A 21,938-nucleotide genomic window follows, 5' to 3' on the forward strand; every position below is an offset into this window, starting at 1 on the left:
GGTTGTCAGGCTTCGAGATCGAATCCCGCCAGATAATCCTGGAGTTTGCGCCTGTTTTCTTCTGTCATTTCCGGGCAGGATTCGATGCCCCTGCCGCCGTCTCGCACCTGGGCCGCAAACACCATGCAGGTTGGAAGTCCGCACTTTTTGCAGTTGGTCTTGGGCAGAAGCCTTAAAATTTCCATGAGAAGCGGCTTGACCTTGCCCGTGAAGCATGGGGTGATGGAATCCCGCTTTTCCCAGGCATCGTTGATCTCGTTTTTGAGCCACGAAAGGACCCTGTCGGCCTCGTTCTCGTCCGCCAGGGCGTTGATGGCGATTTCGTTCGCGCCAACCTTGATGATCCTGCCCTGATGGTGAAACATCACGAAAGGCGGGTCTGCGCAAAACTGGCTTCCGCCCAGCACTGCGTTCAAGTAGGGCAGGGCCTCGCCCACGTCCTCGTTAAGGTGCGCCACGCAGTGAACCGACTCGAAGGACGGGTTGCATTCGGCCCGGAAGATTTCCTTGGTGTAACCGGTTAAAAGCATGTTCACCGCCTTTTCGAAAACCCGAATCAGGTATTATTTAAGCCAGCCCTTCACCTCGTCCTTTTTCGGAACCTTGCCCACGCATTTGACTTGGCCGTTCACCACCACCGAAGGGGTGCCGAACACCCCGAACTTGCTTATTTCAAGCAGGTCGGTCACCTTTTCGATTTTTGCGTCAACCTTGGATTCGGCAACGGCCTCACGCACGATTTCCTCGGTCTTTTTGCACTTGGCGCAGCCAGGACCCAACACCTTGATTTCCATGTAATAATTTCCTTTTCAGAACAAAAAGTTGAAAAGATAGCCCACAAGCAGAATCCCTGTGCCCACCACCCCCACGAAGACGCCTATCAGGCGCGGTTTCAACACTTTGCGGAGTATGATGATCTCCGGCAGCGAAAGGGCGATCACAGCCATCATGAAGGCCAGCACGGTTCCCAGGGCCGCCCCTTTTCCAAGCAGGGCCTGTACTATGGGGATGATGCCCGCCGCGTTGGAGTACATGGGAATGCCGATTAAAACCGACAGGGGCACAGACCACCAGGCTGATTTGCCCATGAAGGAGGCCATGAAGCCTTCGGGAACGTACCCGTGGATACCTGCCCCGACGGCGATTCCAAGCATGACCCAGGGCCAGACCCTGCCCACGATGTCGCGCACAGCGTCAAGGCCATACCGGATGCGGTCGGCCCAACCCATTGGGCCTTCATCAATGCCGAGGCTTCCTGACTGAATCTGGAAAACCCAGTCTTCCAGGTGTTTTTCCATTTTGAGCCGCCCGATCACCCAGCCCGCGACAATTGCAATGGCGAGGCCGGTGCCCATGTAAATGGCGGCCACCTTCCAGCCGAAGAGCCCGTAGAGAAGAACCACGGCGATTTCGTTGACCATGGGCGCGGATATCAGAAAGGAGAAGGTGACGCCCAAAGGTACTCCGGTTGTGACAAAGCCCAGAAAAAGCGGAACCGCCGAGCAGGAGCAGAAGGGGGTGACTATTCCAAGAAAGGCCGCCAGCACGTTTCCCACGGACTCGCGCTTCCCGGCCAGAATGGCGCGGGTGCGCTCCGGGGTGAAAAAGCTCCGCACGATTCCCACGCCGAAAACCACCAGGGTGAGCAGCATCAGCACCTTGGGGGTTTCAAACACGAAAAAACTGATGGCACTTCCCAGATGGCTGTTTGGCGCAAAACCGGCGACACCGGCCAAAATCCCGGTGAAAAAATCCGCAGCAGGGGCAAGGTTTCTGTAAACCAGGAACCAAGCCACAAGGGCTGCCATGCTTCCTGCAATGTAAACTACAAGGCCGGGCCGACCTGTTTTGACAGGTTCGTCGGGGTCGCTGGCGGCCTTTTTTTCTGTTGCGCAGGCGCATTCCATGCCGGTGGGTTCCATTCGCGTTCTCCTCCAAAAGAGCCGGTTTGCCCGGCAACCTTTTTTATAGTTCGGAATATGGCGATATAGCTCGCCAAAAATTTTTTTGTTCACCTGTTTCTGGAGCAGATATCCTCCCGGCGTATTCCGGGAAGGCGCGCCACAACACCCCTTACGCCGGGGTCGTCATCGAGCCAGTGGCGCAGGTTGCCCAAGAGGCTCGAAGCATAAGGGTTTTGAGCGCCGTCCGCCAGGGAGTAATTCACCCACAGGCCCTCCTTGCTGAAATTGACCAGTCCGGCGTCCTCAAGTATCTGAAGGTGCTTGCTGGCCGTGGACTGTGCGATTCCGAGCGCCTCCTGAATTTCGCACACGCACATCACGCGCTTTTGGAGCATCTTCAACATTTTGACCCGGCTTGGGTCTGAAAGGGCCTTCATTACCTTTACAAATGCTTTCATGGCGTCCTCCATATCGCTGATTTGGAATATATTCCCGGCGAGTCACGCTGTCAACAGTTTTTTGCCCAAAAACGCCGACCCTGAAAATCTTTGACGTGAGGGGAGAGAGCATCTTTTTGCCGGAGTCCGGTTATCGGGCAGGAATTGGCTTTTTAAGGCTATACGACATTTTGTCCTTCTTGATACAGGAAAATGTTTGACACGATTAGTGTATCCGGTTTACTATAATAAAAGGACGCCATGTCGGGCTCGATGATCCTGCCTGTATCGCTGTCGGACGCTCCACATATAAGGATATCCGGCCCGTTTCAAAATCGGGGCCGGCGGGCGAAGGAGGCTTTTCATGGGAAAAAAACTCACTGTCAAAACTCTTATGACGGCTTTTTGTCTTTTGGCCGCCTGCATCCTCGCAACCCTTGCCTTTGCCGCCTCTTCCATCGTAACGCCCAAGCCTTGCGAACTCGTTGCGAACCGCAACAATTTTCCGGTAAGGGTGGGGGTCGAAGGCGCGGAAAAGGGCGCCCAATATTGGGCGGCCATAGCCACCGTCCAGACCGACAGCCGGGCGTGGGCGGAAACACTGGAGCTTTTCGAAAGGCTGAAGAAAAACCCCAAGGATAAAGGCGTCAGAAGCTCCCTGGAAAAGGCGGTCAAAGCCTGGAAGCCTGTCCAGTTCTGGCCCAAGTTTCTGGTGTCGAAATCGCCCCACACCTACAGGCTCTACGATGGCGGGCAGAACCCCCTAAGCGGCGTCGAGCCTCAGCCAATGCTGATTCTCGTAGTAAAGGTGGATCAAAATCTTCATGAAAGAATAAAGGCATGGTTCCGCGACGGGGAGAAAAACAAATGGCCCGGCTTCAGCGCGGACGACTTCGCCGCCCAATATGAAATCGTCGCCAGGACCGAGATATTTTTACCCTGAATTTCTGGGCCGTTACGCAGGTTTCCGTCACTTGGTCCAGTCCACGAGGCCCCAATAGGCGGTTCCCAGAACCAGCGCGCCGAAGGCTATGCGGTACCAGGCAAAGGCCGAAAAATCGTGCTTCGATATGTAGCGCAAAAGCCCGCGAACGGCCACTATGGCGCAGACGAAGCTCATGATAAAGCCCACGGCCAGAAGGCCCGCCATGTCCGAATCCAGGACCGCCCGGTGTTTGTAAAGGTCGTATACGGCGGCTGCCGAAAGGGTGGGGATGGCCAGGAAAAATGAGAACTCCGTGGCGGCCCTGCGCGAAAGCCCGAAAAGAAGGCCGCCTATTATTGTGGAGGCCGAGCGGCTCATTCCGGGGATGAGGGCGAAACACTGGGCTATGCCTACAAGAAGGGCGTCCCTCACCGACATCGAATCAACTTCCGAAACCCTCACCGTGTGCCTGCGGCGCTCCACCCACAGAATCACGAGCCCCCCGAATATGAAGGCCCCGGCCACGGGACCCGGAAAAAAGAGATGAGCCTTTATGGCGCTTCCGGCCAGAAGCCCGATCACCGCAGCCGGAAGAAAGGCCACGAAAAGATTTAAGGTGAAAAGCTGCGCTCCTTTTTCCCTTAAAAGCCCCCCGGCCACGCCGCAGAGTTTCACCCGGTATTCCCAGCAAACCGCAAGAATCGCCCCAAGTTGTATGAATATCTCGAAAACGTCCCTCTGGTCCTTTTCCAGGAAATCCAGAAGCGAGCCTGTGATGATGAGGTGTCCGGTGCTGGAGATGGGCAGAAATTCGGTGAGCCCCTCCACAACGCCCATGATGAGGGCCTTTAAAAGAAGAATGATATCCATTAAAAATCGGTTCCTTATCCGAGATGGTTCAGAATATCCTTGACGCCGATGAGGCTTTCCACGTGGAAATCCGCAACAAGGACGGGGTTCCTGTAGGCCACGAAGGGGACCCTGGCCGCGTGGCTGGCAAGCTCGTCCATCTCCGTGTCACCAATATATATTGCGCGCTCCGGGCCCAGGCCGAAGTGATCCAGAACTTTTTCAATGGGGTCGGGAAAGGGCTTGGGCCGGGGAACGTGAAGGGAGGTCACCACAAAGTCGAAGGAGCCGTCAAGGCCGTGTTCTGAAAGCACCCGGTTCATGGTGTCGCTGCGGTTGGTTGCGATGGCGGTATAGTAATCGGGGCGGATGATGGACAGAAGCTCCATCAGGGTGGGCTCGATCCGCATGAGCCCTATGAAGCGCGAATAGCCGATTTTCCGCCTCAGGGCCTGGGCGCGGAAAAGCTCGTCCGGATCCGGAAAAAGATTCTCCATGGTCTGGTCGGCGGTGGCCATGTGGGCGAAATTGAACTGCTCCGGCGTCATGGGGCTTTTGCCCATGTGGGCCAGGATCGCGTTGTAAAAGGCGGTGTTGGCCTCGGTGGAATCGAACATCACGCCGTCGCAGTCGAACACCACGGCCTTTATTTTTGATGCAGGAGCCATTGTCTTTCCTGTTTCCGAAAAGGCTTGTGAACGCAAGTTGAAACCCGTTCCGTCTTACTTCTTCAGCCGTCCAAAAACAAAGCATTTCTTGAGACCCCGAAAAAGCGAAAGGCGGAAGGACACGGTTTTTCGCCGCATCCCTCCGCCTTTTGGCCGCAATTTTTTACGAGCCAGCAGCCTGTTGAAAAATTCAATTTTGACAGGCTGATGAAAAACGATGAGCCGTGAAGGCGGTGCGAAAATCCAATGAGTCAAGCGTACCCGCCCAAGAAATCACGGAGTTCTTGGGCTAATTCAAAATTGTTCGTACGTGACGGAATTGGCTTTGAAGCGCGAACACTGCCGGATCGCGTTTTTCGACAGCCGTCTATGATGCTCTTCTGCCGTGCCTGGTGGTCAGTACATAGCCGAATTTTTTGGATTTGCCCGGTTCCAGGCCCACAACGTATTTCACGGTGTCCTTGTCCACTTTTTGGTGCGTGACTTCCTTGTCCGTATCTTTCACGGTCCAGTCGTTGGTGGAAAAGTTGCGGGTGATCTCGACCTTTACCGGGATGTCGCGGGTGTTTACGACCTCGATCTCGAAGGTTCTCACCTCGTCCCAGCCCACCGGGTTGTTCTGTGTGTCGAAGAGGAATTTCTCGGTTTTGAATTCCATCAGAACAGGCTTTACAAGCACGTTTTCAGCAGGCCCAAGGGACAGCTCGGCGTCCTGCTCCACCGGGATGTACTTGAAGGACGAGCTTCCCTCGTAGGCGAGATTGGCCTTTTCATCCAGGGCGCGGAAAACCTTGATGGTTCCGTCCGGGATGGGTGTCATGCCCAGCTTGTGCTCCCTGTCGTTTTTAAACTTGAGAAACCTTATGACCGATCCGCCGTAGCGCTCCTCCTCGTACTTGTAGAGGCTGACCACCGGCACACCCTGGGCCTCGAAACTGGGCATGAGCTTGCTCCAGCCCGTGGGTATGGTGTCCCGGCCCTCGATTGTATAGAGGTAATACTCGGAGACGCCCTCCTTTTCGATCTCCCTTGGCCTGGACCAGCCGGATTCGGCCACGGCCATGTCCATGGCCTCGGTCATTGCGGCCTTGGCCTGCCGGGCCGCTCCGGCAAAGCGGGGGGCTGGCAGGGGAGGGGCGGCAGGCCCTTCTGGCCTGCCGTAGGGGGCCTCCCTGCGGGCAAGGTCCACTATCCGGTCCACCAGGGAGATGGTCCCCACAACGAGCCTTACCTGGGCGTTTTCGTAGTCTTCGCCGCTTGCGTTCTCCACCCTCACGTTGCCGGAAAGCAGCATGGTCTTTTCGTCGGCTGAAAGGGTTGCGGTGTAGAAGGCCCGCCAGGAAAGGCCGCTTGTGAGATAAGTCAGCTCCATTGGAACGTCGCCGGAAATCCGGCTCTCCAGCCGCCAGATGCCCGCGTTCTGGATTCTTGGGGGATATTCCAGGCCCAACACGCTTATCTTGTCGGCGAATTTTTTGGGGTACATCTCAAGGCTCGTGGGGTCAATCAGGGTGTTGGCCCAGGCGAACTGAAGGGCGTTTTCCCCGGTTTTGAAGGTGAGCCCGCGTGCCTCTCGCACGAAGGTGAGATCGGCTGAATTGTAGATGGTGAGCTGGACCGAGTCGCGGTCTGGCAGGGTGACCAAGTCCACCTTGGCGAAGGCGGGCGGCGTGCCGACAGCAAGAATTATAAGGATCGACGCGAATTTTTTCAGCATGGAGGCCCCCCGATCATTCCCGGATGTTTCTTCTGTGATAGTGCATGGAAAGCTCCTGTTTTGAGCGGGGAGCGAGCTTCACCGAAAATTCCAGGGTTTCGGAATCCTTTTTCACGTATTCCATGTTGCAGGCTTCCATGTCCCACTGGCCGGGGATGTGCTGTATGAGGGTTAGGACGGCGGGCCGGTCCTTGAAATTTTCCACCTTCGCGGTGACGATTTCATCGGTGTCGTAGAGCACTACCCTGCCGGAGCTGTTCCTTCTAATATTTACCCGCTCCTCCTTCATCTTGCGCTGTGTGACCACCACGTCCCGGCTCTGGCCCACGTTGACTTCCATGCGCTTGCCCACCGGAACGAAGCCGGATTCGTCCTCGCCAAGAAACATGGCGCTTCCCTTGGGATCGATCTGAAAAACCCGGACCTTGCCCGCGTCTAAGGGGCCAAGCCCAAGGCCCGCCGCCTGAGTGTTTTCAAGGCGGTAGCTCACCGGGATACCCACATTTGCTTCCTCCTTTTCCGGGTCCCAGGGAAGATTGGCGGAATCGAAGGTCCATACCTTGACCACCGGCAGGGCGGCCTTTTCCATGACCAGCCTCTGAAGGGTCTCCTCGTGGCCTATGGAGCGGGTGAAGGCGGGCCTGCCCGGAAGCGCCACGGTGGCGGACGCGAAATCCTCGCCCGAAAAATTGCGGACAACCGCGTACTCGGAAAGGGTCATGCGGGCCTCATCTGCGTCCAGCACGCCCTTGTAGACGGCGAGCCTGTCGATTAAGGCGAGAAGGTAGCTTATGCGGACCGTGGCCTCGGAGGGGGCGTCCGCCCACACATCCCATATAAGTGCGTTTTCGCCTGGCGGGTAGCTCACCGAAATGAGCCTTACGCCGGATTTGGGGGAAATGACCGCAAGCCTGATGGAATCTGCGTCAACGAATACGCCCTTCCAGGCGAAGTCCACGCGGTTTGCGCCCTTCCGCAGAGTCAAAACCCGGTCTTCCTGGATGAGGGTGGCGATAGGGTTATCCATGCGGATCATGGTCCGCCCGCGTTCGGGAAGGGTGGTGAGCTTGGTGCGGGCGTAAGCCGGATGGGCCGTGCAAAGGACGAGGGCCGCGAGCGCCGCTGTCATCATAAATGTCTTGCGCATTTTTCGGACCTTTGAAGTAGTTTCCCGTGAAGTATTGGGTTGTTAGGCAAGGGCATAACAGCCTGTTGAAAAACTCAAATTTGACAGGCTGATGAAAAACGATGAGCCGCAAGGCGTGCGAAAAGCCAATGAGTCAAGCGTACCCGCCCAAGAAATCGCAGAGTTCTTGGGCTAAATCAGTATGTTCGTACGTGACGGAATTGGCTTTGAAGCACGAACACTGCCGGGTCGCGTTTTTCGGCAGCCTGATAAAAAGAAACAGCCGGAAACACCTCCCCCTTGCCGGGGTTGTGCTCGGCTTCTGGTGAATCACGTTTCCTAAAAACGCACTATATGGCCACCACCGAATTTTCCGAGCCGGTGAACGGGCTTGGAACGTAGCGGTCGGCCTCCCAGTCGTTTTCCCACACGTCGCCGTTTATGAGATAGCGGTACTGGTACTCCCGGCCCGACTGAAGCTCCAGGGTCACCTTGAAAGACCCGTCCCTGCCTTTTTTCATGGGAGTTGCGGTGATGTCCCAGTCGTTCATCTCGCCCACCAGATTGACGCTTTTCGCCATTTCTGCGGCGGCTGTGGGAAGGATGAAGGTGATCTTGCAGGTGCCCTTTTTTTTGAGGTACTGCTTGATTACGCTCATATATGGCCTCCTTTTGGCGGTACTTGCCTGTGTAGAGCCTTAAGGGAAATGGCGTTTTTGGCGCGGAGCCGTTTGAAAGAGCGTTTTGAAGGGCGTTTCATGTGCCGGGCCTCCCGAAGGAAGCGCCGCTAATGCTGGGTTCCGGGGCTTTCCATGCGGATGGAAAGGTTGATGTCGCCTTTTTTGGGGCCTGATTCCAGCTTGCGCTTGGCCAGAACGATTCCGGTGCCCCAGAACATGACGAAATGCGAGAAGAATTGGAGCTTGTTGAGCCGCTGGCCCACTTCCACGCCCACCACGTAGTCTGCGTCCTTGGCCGGGACCGAGACGTGTATCTTGTTGCTGGTCTGGGCCGTAACTTCCAGTTCTATGGGCTTTCCGGACTTGGGGCCGGATTCGGGTGTGATTTCTAAGGAGCAGATTTCGATCTGGTCCTCGCCCGCAGCCTCTTCGGCGGCCGCTTCAGCCGCAAGCTGAATGGCGCTGGGCGCGGCCTTCAGGCCGGTAACCTCTCCGGCATCCGGCTCGTAAACGGGTTCGGGCGCTTCCCTTCTGGGAAGAACCACGTTCACGCCCTTTTTGCGCATGAGGTCTTCAAAGAAGGCCGCCATGCCTTCCAGCTGTTCGTTGGAGAACATTTCGGAGCGCAGCCACTGCCTGTACTGGTCTATGGCGGCGTCCACCGAGGAAATGGCTATGTGGCACTTCAGAATGTTTTTCGCGGCCTGGATTCTAAGGGTTTCGTCGGAAAGAAGGCGCTGGAACTCGGCCAGGGCGCGGTCGAACTGCCTCATCTGGGCAAGGGCGATGGCCCCCTTGAAGGCGTTGGCGGCCTTTTCCTTCTCGTCCCCGCCCGCCGTGAAAAAGCCTTTGACCAGGTCCTGAACATTGGCCGAGGCCACCTGTTCGGGGCCCAGGGCCTCTTCGAGGTCTGAAGCCTCCCTGTCGACGGCTTTGATTTTTTTCTGGATGGCGTCTAAAAGCTGGTCGCGGTTTTTTATGTTGGGGTTTTGCTCAAGAAGACCGGTTACTTCAATATACTTGTCCCGCGCCTCCTCCAGGAGGCCCTGCTGCCTGTATATTTCCGCCTCCTTGAAAAGCGTTTGTATGCGGGTTCTCAAATCCATCAAAAATGGCCCGTGGTCTTTTCAAGTTTAGCCGCGCCACCCGGCGGAGAGGTGAGAATGGAAAAAAGGCGGCAAGCGCTTTCGGTCCTTGAATATGGAGGAAGGCTGTGTGATCGAAAGGAAGCCATCTTTTTCCACGCCGATTTCATATAACACGGATCATGGCTAAAATCCAACTTTTATCACCCAGCCCCGAAACCAGGATCGCCGCGATGCGATTTGGCGTCGGTCTGCCACGAACGCCAACCCTGCCTCCTCATTGGCTTTTCGCGCCGCATGGCATTTTTGCCAAAGCGTAAAAGTAGCCTTTCAGCGGGATGAAAGCCCCGGAAAACGTCTGCAAAACCACTTATTGCCTGACTTTATAGAAAAGCAGGGGGTAATGTCAATAATTCCAGCACAGTCTTAAGAGCCTACCCATAAATAATATTTGCATCCGATTGAGGATTCTCCCGGCAAGCTTTGTTGCGCCCTTATGGAATACAATAAGTATTACTCAGTCGCGCGCCTTGCTTTCCGGGCGAATCTTCAATCCCGGTGCGACAATCTTATTTACGGACATGCTCTAACAGCCTGTTGAAAAAGGCTTGATATGAAGCCTGGATACCAGTCTGAATATTGGCGATGAAGTGCAAGTGGTGCGAAAAGCCAAGAGTCACGCGTACCCGCCCAAGAAAGCGCAGAGTTCTTGGGCTAAATCAAGATGTTCGTACGTGAAGGAATTGGCTTTGAAGCACGGGCACTGTCAATTCGCGTTTTTATACAGGCTGCTAAGGAAAGTTTGCGCCGGATATCCGGTAAACCGTGACGGTTTCGTTTACCCCCTTGAATTGAACGTCTTCCATCTGCTCCGAACTGACGCAGCTTTCGACTTTTTCTATGGTGTGGCGGGTGGTGAGTATCTGGCCCGGCTCGGCGTGGGCGCAGAGACGGCGCGCCAGGTTCACCGCAGTGCCGATAACCGTGTATTCGTAACGCGAGGCGCTGCCAACGTTTCCCGCCACAACGAGCCCGGTGTTTATTCCTATGCCCAGGCCCAGGCCTCCGAAAAACGGCGAGCGCCTTGTGAATTTTTCCTTTAAGCTCTCGAAATAGGTCATCATTTCAAGGGCCGTTTTTACGCCGTTGACCGCTGCGTTTTCAAGAGGAAAGGGAGCGCCGAAAAAGGCCATGACCTCATCGCCAATGAACTTGTCTATGCTCCCCTCGTTTTCGAAAACAGCCTTGTTCATCACCGAGTAGAACTCGTCCAGAAAACCCATGATGAGTTCGGGATCGGTCATGGAAAGCATGGCCGAAAAGCCCCTTATGTCGGAAAAAAGAACCGTGAGATCGACCTTTTCCCGCATTATGTTGGGGCTTCCGCCGTCTCCCACCTTCTCCATGAGCTTCTGTACCACTAGGGGGGAGTGAAGCTGGCCCAGCATGGTCTGAAGCTGAATCCTCCTGCTCTTTTCCTTTAAAAGCAGCGAATTGTGAATGGCCACGGCGGCGTTGTTGGCGAATATGGTGATGAGCTTGAGATCGCTTTCCTCAAACCTCCGTCCGGGGTTCATGAGGTTTACGTTCAAGACGCCTATGCTCTTGTCTGCAAGTTTTAAGGGCACGCATAGGGACGAGCTTATGGGGGCATTTTTCTGGGTCAGGCCGGGAAACCTGGCGGAATCAACCTGGCCGTTCAACAGGAGCGGCTGGCCGTTTTGGGCCACCCATCCGCTGATACCCTTGCCCATGGCGATTCTGGCGTTCTTGGCGTATTCGGAGCCCAAGCCGTAGCAACTTTCGGTGGTGAGCGTCTGTCCGGCCTCGTCGAGAAGCATGATGGAGCTTCTGTCCGCGTGGAAGCAGGCCAGCATTTCCCTTGTTATGATGTCCAGGATGTTCGGCAACTGTTGCTGGCTGTTGATGCTGGAACTGACTTCCAGGAGGGAGCTAAGTATTTCAACGTCGCGTATGAGCTTTTCGCTTTCGCGCCGCTCCTGTTCCACGGCAACGAGGTACATCCTTATTTTGCGCTGGGTGATTATCACGTATGCGCAGAAAAGAAGAACAAGAATGGTTACCGAAACGGTATAGACGTAGAAATCTTTTGAAAGCGTGGCGACTTCGGAATTGCTTATGATGGCGTCGTAGGAGATGCTGAGAAGTACAAGGGTCAAATACAAAATGATGGCTATGGCGATGAGGAGAAGCTGCCAGTTCTTGCTTTCCGGCACAATATGACTGTTTTTGTCGGGTTTCATGCCGTATGGAAAATCCCTGCATTATTCGTGGCGCGCCGGAGAGAGCGTTTCCGGGAAGGCCTTTTCGGGCCGCTTTTCATAAACCTGCCCGGCCAGCAGACGCCTTGCGGATTGATTTCGACGGGCCTTGCGCTAAGCCCTCACGGGGAAACGATGAACATTTTCATCGAGGTTTCCATAAAAAATAACATTTATCATACGAAGATGAAAAAAGGTAGATTTTTTTGTAATGCCACCGGGGGAATAAGGCTGCGAAGTTTGGGGGCCTTGCCATGAGAACCGGAAAGCGCCTCCCGTGGTTTCAATCGAAGGATTGCAGAACGCGCGCGAAATTGGCCACAAGAAAGGGGTCGAACTGGGAGCCTGTCCTGTTCTGGATGAGTTTTAGGGCCGAGGCTATGGGGTGGGCCGGGCGGTATGGTTTTCTGGTTCGCAGGGAGTCGTAGGCGTCGGCCAGGCCCACCATCTGGCTTACCGCGTGAGGGTGGGAGATGCGGCGCTGGCGTGGGTAGCCGCGTTCCCCCCTGTAGTGGACGTGGTGCTCGTAAGCGGCCACCACGGCGATGGGCGGAATTTTCGGGTTCTGGATCAGAATCTGCGCCCCGAAAAGCGAGTGCTGGGCCATCAGGACTTTCTCCTCGGCGGAAAGGGGAAGGGCCTTGTTCAGGAGGGCCGGTTCTATGGCGCATTTTCCCACGTCGTGCAAAAGCCCGGCCACAACTATGTCTTTTGCAAGTCCTTCGGGCGCGCCCAGCATCCGGGCCTGGGCCGCGCACAGAAGGGCCACGTTCACGCTGTGCTTGTAGGAAAGCTCGTCATGGTTCTTGAGCGGCCACAGGGCCTCCATTACATAGGAATACTTGAGAAAATAGTTGATGAAATTCATGAGGGTCTCCTGCATGGAGACCCTCTCGGAAATGGACGTTGACGCAAGGGTGCGCACCGCGTCCCTGGCGCGGCCCAGAAGGGCGGCGTCGAGCTGCTCCAGGCGCTTTCCCGCACCGGGCGCCCCGGAACTTTTAAGATCGTCAACCTGTTCCTGGGTGACCGCTCCAGAGGCCAGGAGGTTCACTATGGTGTGGTGGGAAAGCTTGATCTTGCCCACGGCCCCGGTGGTGAGCCTTCCGAAATGGATGTGAGGGGAAGCCTTTATCACCCGCCTCTCCGCCGGTCGGCCCTTTTCGTCCTGGCCCATCATGTTCAGTATGAAAATCTTGAGTTCGTCCGCCGTCATGCCCTTAATCAGCGTCAGTTTGCCGATTCCCAGGGAATGCATGAATCCGCCCAGCTTGGTGAACTGAACCCCGTAGCGGTTCATGGGTTTTCCGTCGAACAGAATCTCCTTTTCAAGACACATGAAGGAAACTTCCCTGGCGAATCCGAAAGCCTGGGCGGCCTTTTTTTCCGTAAGGGTTATGGCGCGGTTGAACTGGGAATGGGTGGGCGAGTAGATGAGGGTGTTCCGGAGGGAAGCCATGAGAAGCGAGGCCAGGGCGATAACCGCCTCGTCCAGGGTTTCGGGGCGCTTTTTCCCGGCTTCCTCGATGTCCAGGTCAAAACTCTGTATCTGGGATACATCCATGATGGCGCGCCTTTTTACGCTTCTGTTTCCGGGCCGCCCGGAGCCTTTCAGGCTTTTTGGACGGAAATCTTCTGCATGAGGTTTTCGCAGATATTGGCTATGGCAAGGTCGCCGCTCTTCAGCCCGATTTCCACGAAAGGCCTTGTTTTCTCAGGGTCGTAGCCCTCCAGGGACTTGAATATGTCCAGCTTGATCTTCTCGAATTCCTTGGAGTTGAAGAATTTTTTTGAAGAAACGAGTTTGAGCAGCTCCGGCAGTGCTTCCTGGGAGCCTATGAAGGAAAGCGCCTTGATGGCGGCCTTCTTTTTCGCCACGCCGTAGCCCAGGGCCAGAAGCCGACTGTCTTTCACCACTGCAAGCAGGGCGGAGATGACCTTGGGGTCCTGGATCATGCCTGCCACGTTCACCGCGCCCAGGGCAAAATCAGGGTCCGGGTCGGCCATGGCCGCCACTATGTGTTCGGCGGCCTTGGGGTGCCCAAGGACGGTGAGGCTTGATAGCGCGTCCACCCTGACCCTCGCGTCCGGGTGTTCCAGAAGGTCCTCCACCAGGGTACGGGCCCCCTTGTCCCGCGCCTTCCGCACCACGCCCATGAGGGCAAGCAGGGCTTCAGGTCGTTTTTCCTCCACCATCACGGCCAGTATGGCGTCCCTGGTCTGCCAGTAATTTTCGGCAACGAATTCCACAAGAACCCGGCGGGCCGCTTCGTCGGCTTCATCACACAGGGAATTGATCATGCATTCCGCGCTCTGGCTGGACAGCTCCCGGAGGATATCGGCCAGCTCCTCCGATTTTCCGGTCCTCTTGTCCCTTATCGCTAGTGCGATTGCGCTCAGGTTTTCGGGGGTTTTAAGCTCCGCCCTGGCCTTGCGGCACATTTCCGCCTTTTCGGCGGTTTTCGCTCCCTGTTCCATCAGGGCCAGCTCGTTCCAGATGTAAATCAACTGGTCGAACCGGCCATCCAGAAGGGTCCGGGCCAGGATGACCGACAGGCTCTCGCAGCAGACCTCTGCAAAATCCGCGTCTTCGCTTTCTTCCAGAAGGTCCAGCAGGGTTTTGGTTAAATGCCCGGAAATGGCATCGGTTGAAAATTCTGCTTCAAGGCCCTTTTCCGTGCGGCTTTCAACCCTTTTGTCCTTTATAAGCCCGGTGACTTCGTTGAAAAGCCTGACAGCCAGCTTTTTGCGGTCGTCCGGGTACGCCCTTGGGCGGAAGCCCGTTGTGGTCAGAAAGGCCAGGCTTATCTGGGAAAAAAGGTGTTCCTCGTCCTCGTTCATCTCCCCGGCAAGGTCCTCCTGCAGGTCGGCATGAACGTCGGCAGAGGCGAGCCGATCCAGAAGGGAGAGCATCCTGGTGTCGATTCTCATGCCCCATCGGTTGATGTCCTCCAAGGCTTCCAGGAGGATTTTGGCTGGAGGCGTATCGAAAATAGCGGGGGTGACGTTGCGGCCCCTTGAGGAGAACTCGAAATCCTTGCTTAAAAGCTCGCCCCGCAACTCCGCGTTCAGGTTCGCCACAAGGCCTAAGAAACTTTCCTTTACGTGGGTGTCCTTCACCTGGTCCAGGACTGCGTCGGAAACTCCCAGGTTTCTTATGTAGTCAGCCGCAGCCCTGTCGTAGGAGACCTTCTTGCTGGCGCGTTTTTCCATCTGGTTCAGAAACTGGGCGAGAAGGACCGGATCGACGTTGGTCAGTTCTATGCCGTCATCCTCTTCCGTGAGCCCTTCCTCCGCCCCCTTTTCCAAGAGGGCCCTGATGTAGTTCTGCCAGGACGCCCCGGAGCTTCCCTCGCACAGGAGCTGTTCGTCGAGGTCAACCTCGGTCTCTTCGGAAAACTCGAACTGGCTTACATCCAGGATGGAAAGGGAGATGTACCTCACTCCCATGCGGTTAAGGGCGTCGACGATCTTTTCCCCGCGTTCGATGCAAAGGGGGTCGCCGGAAAGAACCCGGCACAGGAGATGAATCTCCTCGCTGTTGACGCCCGGACTGAAACTGATCTGGTAGATCGAGTGCTCGTGAAGATGGGCGGCCAGCTCCTGAAAAATGGGGTTGGTGCGCGGCAGCTCCCATTCGCCCAGGATGAGGCTGTCACGGGTCACGGCAAGGGTAAGGGCCGGGTGATAGGCGAAGTGCTTTTCCATGAAGCGGGTTATGCGCGAAAGGGAGGCTTCGAGCTGGGGATGGCCGCGCGGATACAGGACCGTGTTTTTCCGCACCACGTTCAACTGCATCAGGATGTCGGAGACGAGTTTTAAATCGAAGCTGTCCTGGGCGTCAATGTGGGAACCGATGTCAGGGACCATGACGCCTCGCGTGGCAGATGGCCCGCAGCCGGGAGCCTTTCAGCGTCTCCGGCGGAGCCAGGGAAGGTTTTGCGCAACCGTGTCGCAAGGTTGTTGAAGCGCATCGGCCACGGAAAAAGAGGCGGATCGACCCGATACTTAAAACCGGTTTCCGAGCGCCTTTATTTTAAAGCGTTCCGGTGCGGCTTTTAAAGGTTACACCTGTTTAATATAGTCCGCATCGATTATTAATGTCAACGACGGGGAAACGCCAAGGGGAAGTTTTGGGGGATAAATTTCCGTGTACAAGGCGTCCGGAAACGAGGGTAAAGATCAAGGCTCGCCACTGTAAGGCCCCGCCACCCGGACACCTTCCAGGAAGAGCGAAACCCCGCCGTCTTCTTCGGTTTCGAGGAGCGCCTTTGAGGCGCTTCCGCCAGCAAGTGCAGGGTGGGCGCTTCTTAAAGCCAGAAAATCTGCGGATTCGAGAAAGAGCTTCAACGCCTCGATTTTTTCTTCGATGTCGAAAATATCTTCGTCACGGGCCTTGAAGGCCGTCATTATGGAAGTCTCGTAGGCTGTTTTTGCAGCGCTTTGAACGCAGAGGGAGGATACATCGAGAGGAATTTTCATGGGCCGGGCCTTTCGGGAAGCCTGATCATGATGCCCAACCCCCCGATTTTCCCGTGTAAATCATTATCGGCCATGGAGCTTCCTCCAATAGTGCTCATACGACAAAATTTACATGGCCCATGCCGTAAACCTTGTCAAGCCATTTCCATGATTTTTTTAAGGGAAATGGATGGGGTGGTTGTTTCAGGATTTTTAATTTTGGATAAATTGCCAGGAACTGAAGGGATGAGGGCGGTAAGAATTATTCGGAATGTTGCGATCAATCGTTAAAAAGCCACAGGCCTCCCCGATTTTTCGGGTCGGCCTGTGGCGCATCAGCTGGATTCAGTAAGCAGACGGCCATGCAATGGATTGGCCGGTTGGAATTTTCGGCTCATCCCTTTTGATATGTATCAGTTTCCGGCGTAGCCCATCTCGTGCCTGAGCCAGGCCTTCACCGTTTCCGTGGGGGCTGATACTCCCCGCGTTTTGCCGCCTTCGATCTCGTAGGCTTTCGCCACGTATTCGGGAAGGGGCATCTGCAAAAGCTCCTCGGTGTCCTCGGAATTCCGCTTTATGAGCACGGCCTTGGGTTTCTCGCCCCAGGTGTCCACCACGAAATACACCGAAAAATCGCTCTTGCTCCTGACGGGCGAGTGCGCACCATGCCAGTTGTTGTTGCCCCACTCAAGATAAAGGGTCACGGCCTCTTCGGGGGTTAAGTCCCAGTCTATCGGAAGTTCGCTGTATTTGAGCAATTCGGCCATTGCCTCCTCCTTTTGGTTAATGGTTATAATAATAATAATCCTTCCTAAAATTTTGTCAAGCAAAACCTCCGAAAAAATTCGCCTGATTTTTTATATGGTTCGGGAAACAGGGCTGTACCGCATTTGTCGGTCCTGGAACGGCGGGCGGCCGGGAACGGGGGACGATGAAACTAATCCGAATTGAGAGCCTCGCGCACTTTTTCGTAAAGGCCCTTTGGGTTGAAGGGTTTCTGAAGAAAATGCATTCCCTCTTCCAGAACGCCGTGGTGGGCGATGACGTTGGCCGTATAGCCCGACATGAACAGGCGTTTCATCTTCGGGTAGAGGGACAGCAGGTTTTTGGCCAGATCGCGCCCGTTCATTTCCGGCATCACCACGTCGGTCATCAAAAGGTGTATCTCGCCATGATTCTCCCTTGCAATGCGGATGGCCTCCACCGGGGTGGAGGCCGCCAGAACCCTGTAGCCCTGCCTTTTCAGCATCTTTGTGGTGGATTCGAGGATTATCGGCTCGTCTTCCACAACAAGTATGGTTTCGTGGCCGGGCGAAGAGGGCTTTGCTGCGTCTGTTCCCGCCGGATGCTCGGCCTTGGCCTCGTGCCGGGGCAGGTAGATTCTGAAGGTGGATCCATGGCCCGGTTCGCTGTAGACGTTTATGTAGCCGTCGTTCTGCTTCACGATGCCGTAAACCGTGGCCAGGCCGAGTCCGGTGCCTTTTCCCACTTCCTTGGTGGTGAAAAACGGCTCGAATATCTTGGCCGCCGTTTCCCTGTCCATGCCGCAGCCGTTGTCGCTGACAGCCAGCATGACGTAATCGCCCGGAACGGACCCGGCGTGACCCGCGCAGTAGGTTTCATCAAAGACGGCGTTGTCCGTCTCGATGGTCACCTTGCCCGAAGCCCCCATGGCGTCCTTGGCGTTGATGCACAAGTTGGCGAGAAGCTGGTCGATCTGGGCCGGGTCGATCTTGACCGTCCCCAGGTTCTTGCCGGGCAGCCATGCCAGATCGATGTCCTCGCCGATGATCCGACGCAGCATCTTGAGCATTCCCTCCACGGTCTCGTTCAGGTCGAGCATCCTTGGGGCCACGGTCTGTTGGCGGGCGAAGCCAAGAAGCTGCCGGGTCAGCTCGGCTGATCTCTCTGTGGCCTTCTTGATCTGGAGAAGGTCGCCGTGTATCGGATGGGCTGGGTCCACCTGTTCCAGGGCCATTTCCGTGTAACCCAGAATTCCACCCAGCATGTTGTTGAAATCGTGGGCCACGCCGCCCGCAAGGCGTCCCACCGACTCCATTTTCTGGGCCTGGTTCAACTGTTCCTGGAGCTTTTGCCGCTCCTCCCCGGCCCGTTTACGTTCGGTCATGTCGCGGCAAATGCTCATAACCACTGACTGCCCGTCCCAGGTTATCATTTGCGCGTTGGCTTCTATGGGAATGGTCGAGCCGTCCTTTCGCACGTGAACGGATTCGAACGAGTGATGGCCGTGTTCGATCAACATGGCAATCCTTTGCGGAACATATTGGGCCTGTTCCGGAGAGTCTATCCTGCCCACATCCATGGCCATCAGCTCATCATGAGTGTAGCCGAGCATTTTGCTGGCTGCAGGATTTACCGCAAGCATTCGAAGGAACAGGTCGTGTATGAAAATTGCGTCGGCTGCGCTGTCAAACAAAATCCTGTGCTTTTGTTCACTCTTCTGCAAAGCCGCCAGCGCCTTGTTGCGATCCTCGATGAAGCGGGCCTGTTGCACGTTCTGGTAGGCAATGGAAGAAAGCTGGCTGGCCAGGGTGAACAGGGCCTGCGACACTTTCTCGAACTGGTCGCGGTTCATGGCGGGCACTTCGAGAAAGGCCTCCACCATCGTCTCTTCGTCTACGCCTATCTTTCTGGCATAGGCCCGCATCTTTTCCGTGGACTGGGTTTCGTCCCGGACCTGTCCTATAAGCCAGTTGGCTATGTGCCGCCCGCCAACGGTGATTCCCGCCCCCGCGTCCCAAAGCCCGCCGCTGAGGCAGGGCTGTATTGTGGGGCCTTCCAGGCAGGCGCGGCCTATAACCGCGTCGGAGTGATAACAGTTGGCGAGGCCTTTTTCGGTCTTGCGAATTATATCCGAGCAGAGCCGGCAGAAGTTGCTTGGAGCGGTTATCGGCCTTCCGTCCGTGTGGGTGATGATGGAGGCCACGCCGGTCGCATACGCGAATTCGTCCTGAAGCCTTTGAATGTCCTTAAGGTTGAACATGTCTTCGAAGGCGATGCCTTCAGGGCTGTCCAGTGGACGGACCAGAGCCACCATCCTCTTTTCCAGAGCCTCTTCCACCAGCTTCCTCTCGGTTATGTCGCGGCTGACGCCCAATATGGAAGATGGCCTGCCGTGCGAGTCGCGCAGCACGTTAGTCACGGTATCGGCCCAGAAGGTGCTCCCGTCCTTGCGGTAGAATTCCAGCTCGGCGCAAACGGTGATATCCGCCGAAGGGTCGTTCAGGCGTTCCGGCGTCATGTGCTCGGCAATAAGAGCCGTTATTTTGGCGAGGGAATCGGGCGTCAGATGGCGTTCAAGCGGCATTCCGGCCAGTTCGGCAAGGGTGTAGCCCCGCGTTCGTATGACCGAGGGCGAAATCCAGGTGGTGCGGAAATCCAGGTCCATGAGCCACACCGTATCCCGCATGTTGTCGGTGATGACCTTCATCTCCTGGGATCGAGCCCGCAATTCCTCCTCTGTGCGCATTCGTTCCGTGATGTCCCGGACGTTGGCCACAAAGCCGCCCACCGAAGGCTCGGCCTCGAAATTCTGTCCGACGGCCTCGAGATGTACCCACCCCCTGGTTTTATGGATGTGCCGGTATTGTACGGTGACGAGTTTTTCGGGGTGCTCCACCGCTTCGTTCCAGGCGTTAGATATTTTTTCCATATCGTCCGGATGGATGATCTCGGCAAGGGACTTGCCCATAAGTTCGGACGCGGCGAATCCGGTGATTCTCTCAGCCGAAGGGCTTACGTACCTTTGGGTTCCGTCGGAATCGATTATCACGAGGATGTCCGAGGAGTTTTTGACGAGAAGGCGCAGGCGGTCCTCGCTTTCCTTGAGCGCTCCCACGGCCTGTTTGTATTGGGTGATGTCGAGAATGACTCCGTTCCAGATGATGCTCTCGTCCGGGAGGAGCCTGGGGCTGGATGAGCAGAAAACCCAGATTGTCTGTCCGTTCGGCTTTATGACCCTCATTTCCTGGGTCCAGCGCTCCAGGTTTTTCGTGGCCTCGGTCACCGATGCGAAATAACCCGGAAGGTCGTCCGGGTGGATGTGCCCAATCACCCAGTCAGGGTCGCATATAAAGGAAAAGGGCACGTCGAAGAGTTTTTCCGCCGCAGGGCTCAAGTACGGAAAACTCTGGGTTCCGTCCGGTTTCTGAAGATACTGGTAAACGGCGCCCGGTATGTTGGCCGCTATGTCGCTTAAGTTGAGGTCGCCCTGTACGGACATCAACCATTCGGCGCTTTCGGGCGGGGCGGGGTGCATCTGATCTATCAGCCTAAGTGCCCAGTCGGCTCCAACGGCTGCGGCCTGGTCCCCGATGGCCGCGATAAGCCTCCGCAGCTCCGCATTTTCACGCCTGAGGGAATCGATATCGTCAGGACCGTGGATCATTACAAATATCCTTTGGCATTATATCCAATAGTCAAAACCGGAAAGAACCGCCCTGATTTTATATGTTCTCGAAAAGCATGGCAAGGTTTACCCCGCGCCCCGTTGGCGAATGCATGGCGCGTCTTTACAATATCGCCGGGAGCGTAAGGGGTTTCCATTTTCCGCTTTATGGAAAACGGTGGAAAAGGTGGGTCGCAGCGCTTTTCCCGCCCCCGGCTTTCCCTGAAAAAGGAAAGACCATGCTTCGCTTGATAACATATTGTATAATGGCAGGTGAAAGGAAGCATTTTTGAAGGGTCGTCAGATTTTATTCTTCAAAAATCAGGCGGAGCATGTTTTTTGATCTTTGCTGCTGGGGGACACAAGACAACAATAAGCTATGACGAGGCCACGGGCCGCACCATCGCCTGCGACGCCGACTTCTCCCTTGCGTCCGAGGCCGTCACCGGTATATACAATAAGGTACTTGCGCGAAACTACGACTCCACCCCCGGCGTGAAGGGCCGCATGAATCAGGTCTCGTGGAACATCGGCGGCACCGCAGATCCGGGCAATCCCTGTTATTCCAATGGGTTGAACCAAACACCACCACCGTCAAGCCCGAAGCTCGCTTATAATTGCCTCATGGCGTGAACAGCGGCTCCCAGGGCCCCGACAAGCTGCGGGTCCACGGACAGCGGCGTGAATTTTATGCCCAAAATGGCCTCAAGCTGCTTCACCACCGAAGGGTTCTTGGCCACCCCGCCGGTAATGGCGAATCCGGGCGCCAGCCTAACCTTTCCCGCAAGATCGGCCACCCTTTTGGCAACTGCCTGGTTTATGGCAAAGGCGATGTCCGGGGTTTTTTTTCTGCGGTAGATGTGAAAATTGACCTCCTCTTCCATGAATATGCTGCACCGGTTGTTGATGGAAAAAGGACCCTTCGATTTTTGGGCGATTCTCCCAAGATCGGTGAGGTCAAGGCCAACCGCGTCGGCGAGGATTTCCAGGCTGCGGCCCGTACCCGCCGCGCACTTGTCGTTCATGGCAAATTCCTGGGTCAGGCCGTTTTCGTCCACCCGCAAGACCTTGCAGTCCTGGCCGCCTATGTCTATCACCGTGCGGATGGCGGGGGCGGCGAAAAAGGCTCCAAGGCCGTGGCAGGAGATTTCGCTCAAGTTGATTTTTGCGAAGGGGATGGAGAAGCGCCCGTAACCGGTGGCGCAGCAGAGAGCGATGTCGCCATGGGCGAGGCCCGCGAGCTTCAAAGCCTCGCCCATGACGGTTTCGGCGGATTCCAGCGCTGTGGGCCGGACCGGGATGATCCTGGCCGAAAGGATTTTTCCGTCCCTCAAAATCACAGCTTCCGCCGTGAGGGAGCCTACGTCACATCCTGCTGTAATTATCATGGGGCCAT

At 55.9% G+C, this 21,938-nt stretch carries 19 protein-coding genes; 2 read left to right on the forward strand and 17 right to left on the reverse strand.

The window, feature by feature from the left end:
* Positions 1–5 precede the first annotated feature (5 nt).
* The 4 genes from HZB23_04300 to HZB23_04315 form a co-directional block, all read right to left on the reverse strand.
* Positions 6–530, reverse strand: coding sequence for a Fe-S cluster protein (locus HZB23_04300; protein ID MBI5843875.1), 525 nt, complete (start codon positions 528–530; stop codon positions 6–8).
* A 33-nt stretch (positions 531–563) separates the two neighbouring features.
* Positions 564–794 (reverse strand): TM0996/MTH895 family glutaredoxin-like protein, encoded by a 231-nt coding sequence (locus tag HZB23_04305; protein ID MBI5843876.1) that lies wholly within the window; start codon positions 792–794, stop codon positions 564–566.
* 15 nt (positions 795–809) lie between these two features.
* Positions 810–1,922 (reverse strand): permease, encoded by a 1,113-nt coding sequence (locus tag HZB23_04310; protein ID MBI5843877.1) that lies wholly within the window; start codon positions 1,920–1,922, stop codon positions 810–812.
* An 89-nt stretch (positions 1,923–2,011) separates the two neighbouring features.
* Entirely contained in the window at positions 2,012–2,362 is a 351-nt protein-coding gene (locus HZB23_04315) for a winged helix-turn-helix transcriptional regulator (GenBank protein ID MBI5843878.1), read from the reverse strand.
* Positions 2,363–2,705: 343 nt separating this feature from the next.
* On the opposite strand from HZB23_04315, the gene HZB23_04320 reads away from it, so the two are divergent.
* Complete coding sequence (locus HZB23_04320; protein MBI5843879.1) at positions 2,706–3,284, forward strand: hypothetical protein; 579 nt, start codon at positions 2,706–2,708, stop codon at positions 3,282–3,284.
* Between the two features lie 27 nt (positions 3,285–3,311).
* On the opposite strand, the gene HZB23_04325 is transcribed toward HZB23_04320, so the two are convergent.
* From HZB23_04325 to HZB23_04380, 12 genes are all read right to left on the reverse strand, one after another.
* Complete coding sequence (locus HZB23_04325; protein MBI5843880.1) at positions 3,312–4,136, reverse strand: undecaprenyl-diphosphate phosphatase; 825 nt, start codon at positions 4,134–4,136, stop codon at positions 3,312–3,314.
* Positions 4,137–4,150: 14 nt separating this feature from the next.
* Positions 4,151–4,783, reverse strand: coding sequence for an HAD hydrolase-like protein (locus HZB23_04330; protein ID MBI5843881.1), 633 nt, complete (start codon positions 4,781–4,783; stop codon positions 4,151–4,153).
* 367 nt (positions 4,784–5,150) lie between these two features.
* Positions 5,151–6,500, reverse strand: coding sequence for a DUF4139 domain-containing protein (locus tag HZB23_04335; protein MBI5843882.1), 1,350 nt, complete (start codon positions 6,498–6,500; stop codon positions 5,151–5,153).
* A gap of 13 nt (positions 6,501–6,513) precedes the next feature.
* Positions 6,514–7,647: a hypothetical protein gene (locus HZB23_04340; protein ID MBI5843883.1), complete on the reverse strand. Its 1,134-nt coding sequence runs from the start codon at positions 7,645–7,647 to the stop codon at positions 6,514–6,516.
* A gap of 329 nt (positions 7,648–7,976) precedes the next feature.
* Positions 7,977–8,285 carry an isoamylase early set domain-containing protein gene (locus tag HZB23_04345; GenBank protein MBI5843884.1) on the reverse strand — a complete coding sequence of 103 codons (309 nt, stop codon included), beginning with the start codon at positions 8,283–8,285 and terminating at the stop codon, positions 7,977–7,979.
* A gap of 128 nt (positions 8,286–8,413) precedes the next feature.
* Positions 8,414–9,412 carry a hypothetical protein gene (locus HZB23_04350; protein MBI5843885.1) on the reverse strand — a complete coding sequence of 333 codons (999 nt, stop codon included), beginning with the start codon at positions 9,410–9,412 and terminating at the stop codon, positions 8,414–8,416.
* 770 nt (positions 9,413–10,182) lie between these two features.
* A complete protein-coding gene (locus tag HZB23_04355; protein MBI5843886.1) occupies positions 10,183–11,655 on the reverse strand; it encodes a GAF domain-containing protein in 1,473 nt (490 codons plus the stop codon).
* Between the two features lie 301 nt (positions 11,656–11,956).
* Positions 11,957–13,237 carry an HD domain-containing protein gene (locus HZB23_04360; GenBank protein ID MBI5843887.1) on the reverse strand — a complete coding sequence of 427 codons (1,281 nt, stop codon included), beginning with the start codon at positions 13,235–13,237 and terminating at the stop codon, positions 11,957–11,959.
* A 47-nt stretch (positions 13,238–13,284) separates the two neighbouring features.
* Positions 13,285–15,543, reverse strand: a complete 2,259-nt coding sequence (locus HZB23_04365) for a HEAT repeat domain-containing protein (protein ID MBI5843888.1) — start codon at positions 15,541–15,543, stop codon at positions 13,285–13,287.
* A 312-nt stretch (positions 15,544–15,855) separates the two neighbouring features.
* The gene (locus HZB23_04370) at positions 15,856–16,155 is read right to left on the reverse strand and encodes a hypothetical protein (GenBank protein MBI5843889.1); all 300 of its coding nucleotides are present in this window, start codon (positions 16,153–16,155) and stop codon (positions 15,856–15,858) included.
* Positions 16,156–16,547: 392 nt separating this feature from the next.
* Positions 16,548–16,901, reverse strand: a complete 354-nt coding sequence (locus tag HZB23_04375) for a hypothetical protein (protein ID MBI5843890.1) — start codon at positions 16,899–16,901, stop codon at positions 16,548–16,550.
* A gap of 170 nt (positions 16,902–17,071) precedes the next feature.
* Positions 17,072–20,542, reverse strand: coding sequence for a PAS domain S-box protein (locus HZB23_04380; GenBank protein ID MBI5843891.1), 3,471 nt, complete (start codon positions 20,540–20,542; stop codon positions 17,072–17,074).
* A 339-nt stretch (positions 20,543–20,881) separates the two neighbouring features.
* On the opposite strand from HZB23_04380, the gene HZB23_04385 reads away from it, so the two are divergent.
* On the forward strand, positions 20,882–21,175 hold the full coding sequence (locus HZB23_04385; GenBank protein ID MBI5843892.1) for a hypothetical protein: 294 nt from the start codon (positions 20,882–20,884) through the stop codon (positions 21,173–21,175).
* Here the strand turns inward: HZB23_04385 and HZB23_04390 are convergent.
* Complete coding sequence (locus tag HZB23_04390; protein ID MBI5843893.1) at positions 21,154–21,927, reverse strand: 2-hydroxyglutaryl-CoA dehydratase; 774 nt, start codon at positions 21,925–21,927, stop codon at positions 21,154–21,156. The two genes, HZB23_04385 and HZB23_04390, sit on opposite strands and share 22 nt — an antisense overlap.
* Positions 21,928–21,938 lie beyond the last annotated feature (11 nt).

Source organism: Deltaproteobacteria bacterium (genome assembly GCA_016235345.1).
Classification (GTDB): Bacteria; Desulfobacterota; Desulfobacteria; order Desulfobacterales; family Desulfatibacillaceae; genus JACRLG01.

Bases quoted from the DNA above. Each gene is read 5' to 3' on its own strand.
- HZB23_04350 (MBI5843885.1), bottom strand. From the start codon at position 9,412: ATGGATTTGAGAACCCGCATACAAACGCTTTTCAAGGAGGCGGAAATA.
- HZB23_04330 (MBI5843881.1), bottom strand. From the start codon at position 4,783: ATGGCTCCTGCATCAAAAATAAAGGCCGTGGTGTTCGACTGCGACGGC.
- HZB23_04370 (MBI5843889.1), bottom strand. From the start codon at position 16,155: ATGAAAATTCCTCTCGATGTATCCTCCCTCTGCGTTCAAAGCGCTGCA.
- HZB23_04365 (MBI5843888.1), bottom strand. From the start codon at position 15,543: ATGGTCCCTGACATCGGTTCCCACATTGACGCCCAGGACAGCTTCGAT.
- HZB23_04310 (MBI5843877.1), bottom strand. From the start codon at position 1,922: ATGGAACCCACCGGCATGGAATGCGCCTGCGCAACAGAAAAAAAGGCC.
- HZB23_04345 (MBI5843884.1), bottom strand. From the start codon at position 8,285: ATGAGCGTAATCAAGCAGTACCTCAAAAAAAAGGGCACCTGCAAGATC.
- HZB23_04360 (MBI5843887.1), bottom strand. From the start codon at position 13,237: ATGGATGTATCCCAGATACAGAGTTTTGACCTGGACATCGAGGAAGCC.
- HZB23_04335 (MBI5843882.1), bottom strand. From the start codon at position 6,500: ATGCTGAAAAAATTCGCGTCGATCCTTATAATTCTTGCTGTCGGCACG.
- HZB23_04355 (MBI5843886.1), bottom strand. From the start codon at position 11,655: ATGAAACCCGACAAAAACAGTCATATTGTGCCGGAAAGCAAGAACTGG.
- HZB23_04305 (MBI5843876.1), bottom strand. From the start codon at position 794: ATGGAAATCAAGGTGTTGGGTCCTGGCTGCGCCAAGTGCAAAAAGACC.
- HZB23_04340 (MBI5843883.1), bottom strand. From the start codon at position 7,647: ATGCGCAAGACATTTATGATGACAGCGGCGCTCGCGGCCCTCGTCCTT.
- HZB23_04300 (MBI5843875.1), bottom strand. From the start codon at position 530: ATGCTTTTAACCGGTTACACCAAGGAAATCTTCCGGGCCGAATGCAAC.
- HZB23_04320 (MBI5843879.1), top strand. From the start codon at position 2,706: ATGGGAAAAAAACTCACTGTCAAAACTCTTATGACGGCTTTTTGTCTT.
- HZB23_04315 (MBI5843878.1), bottom strand. From the start codon at position 2,362: ATGAAAGCATTTGTAAAGGTAATGAAGGCCCTTTCAGACCCAAGCCGG.
- HZB23_04325 (MBI5843880.1), bottom strand. From the start codon at position 4,136: ATGGATATCATTCTTCTTTTAAAGGCCCTCATCATGGGCGTTGTGGAG.
- HZB23_04380 (MBI5843891.1), bottom strand. From the start codon at position 20,542: ATGATCCACGGTCCTGACGATATCGATTCCCTCAGGCGTGAAAATGCG.
- HZB23_04375 (MBI5843890.1), bottom strand. From the start codon at position 16,901: ATGGCCGAATTGCTCAAATACAGCGAACTTCCGATAGACTGGGACTTA.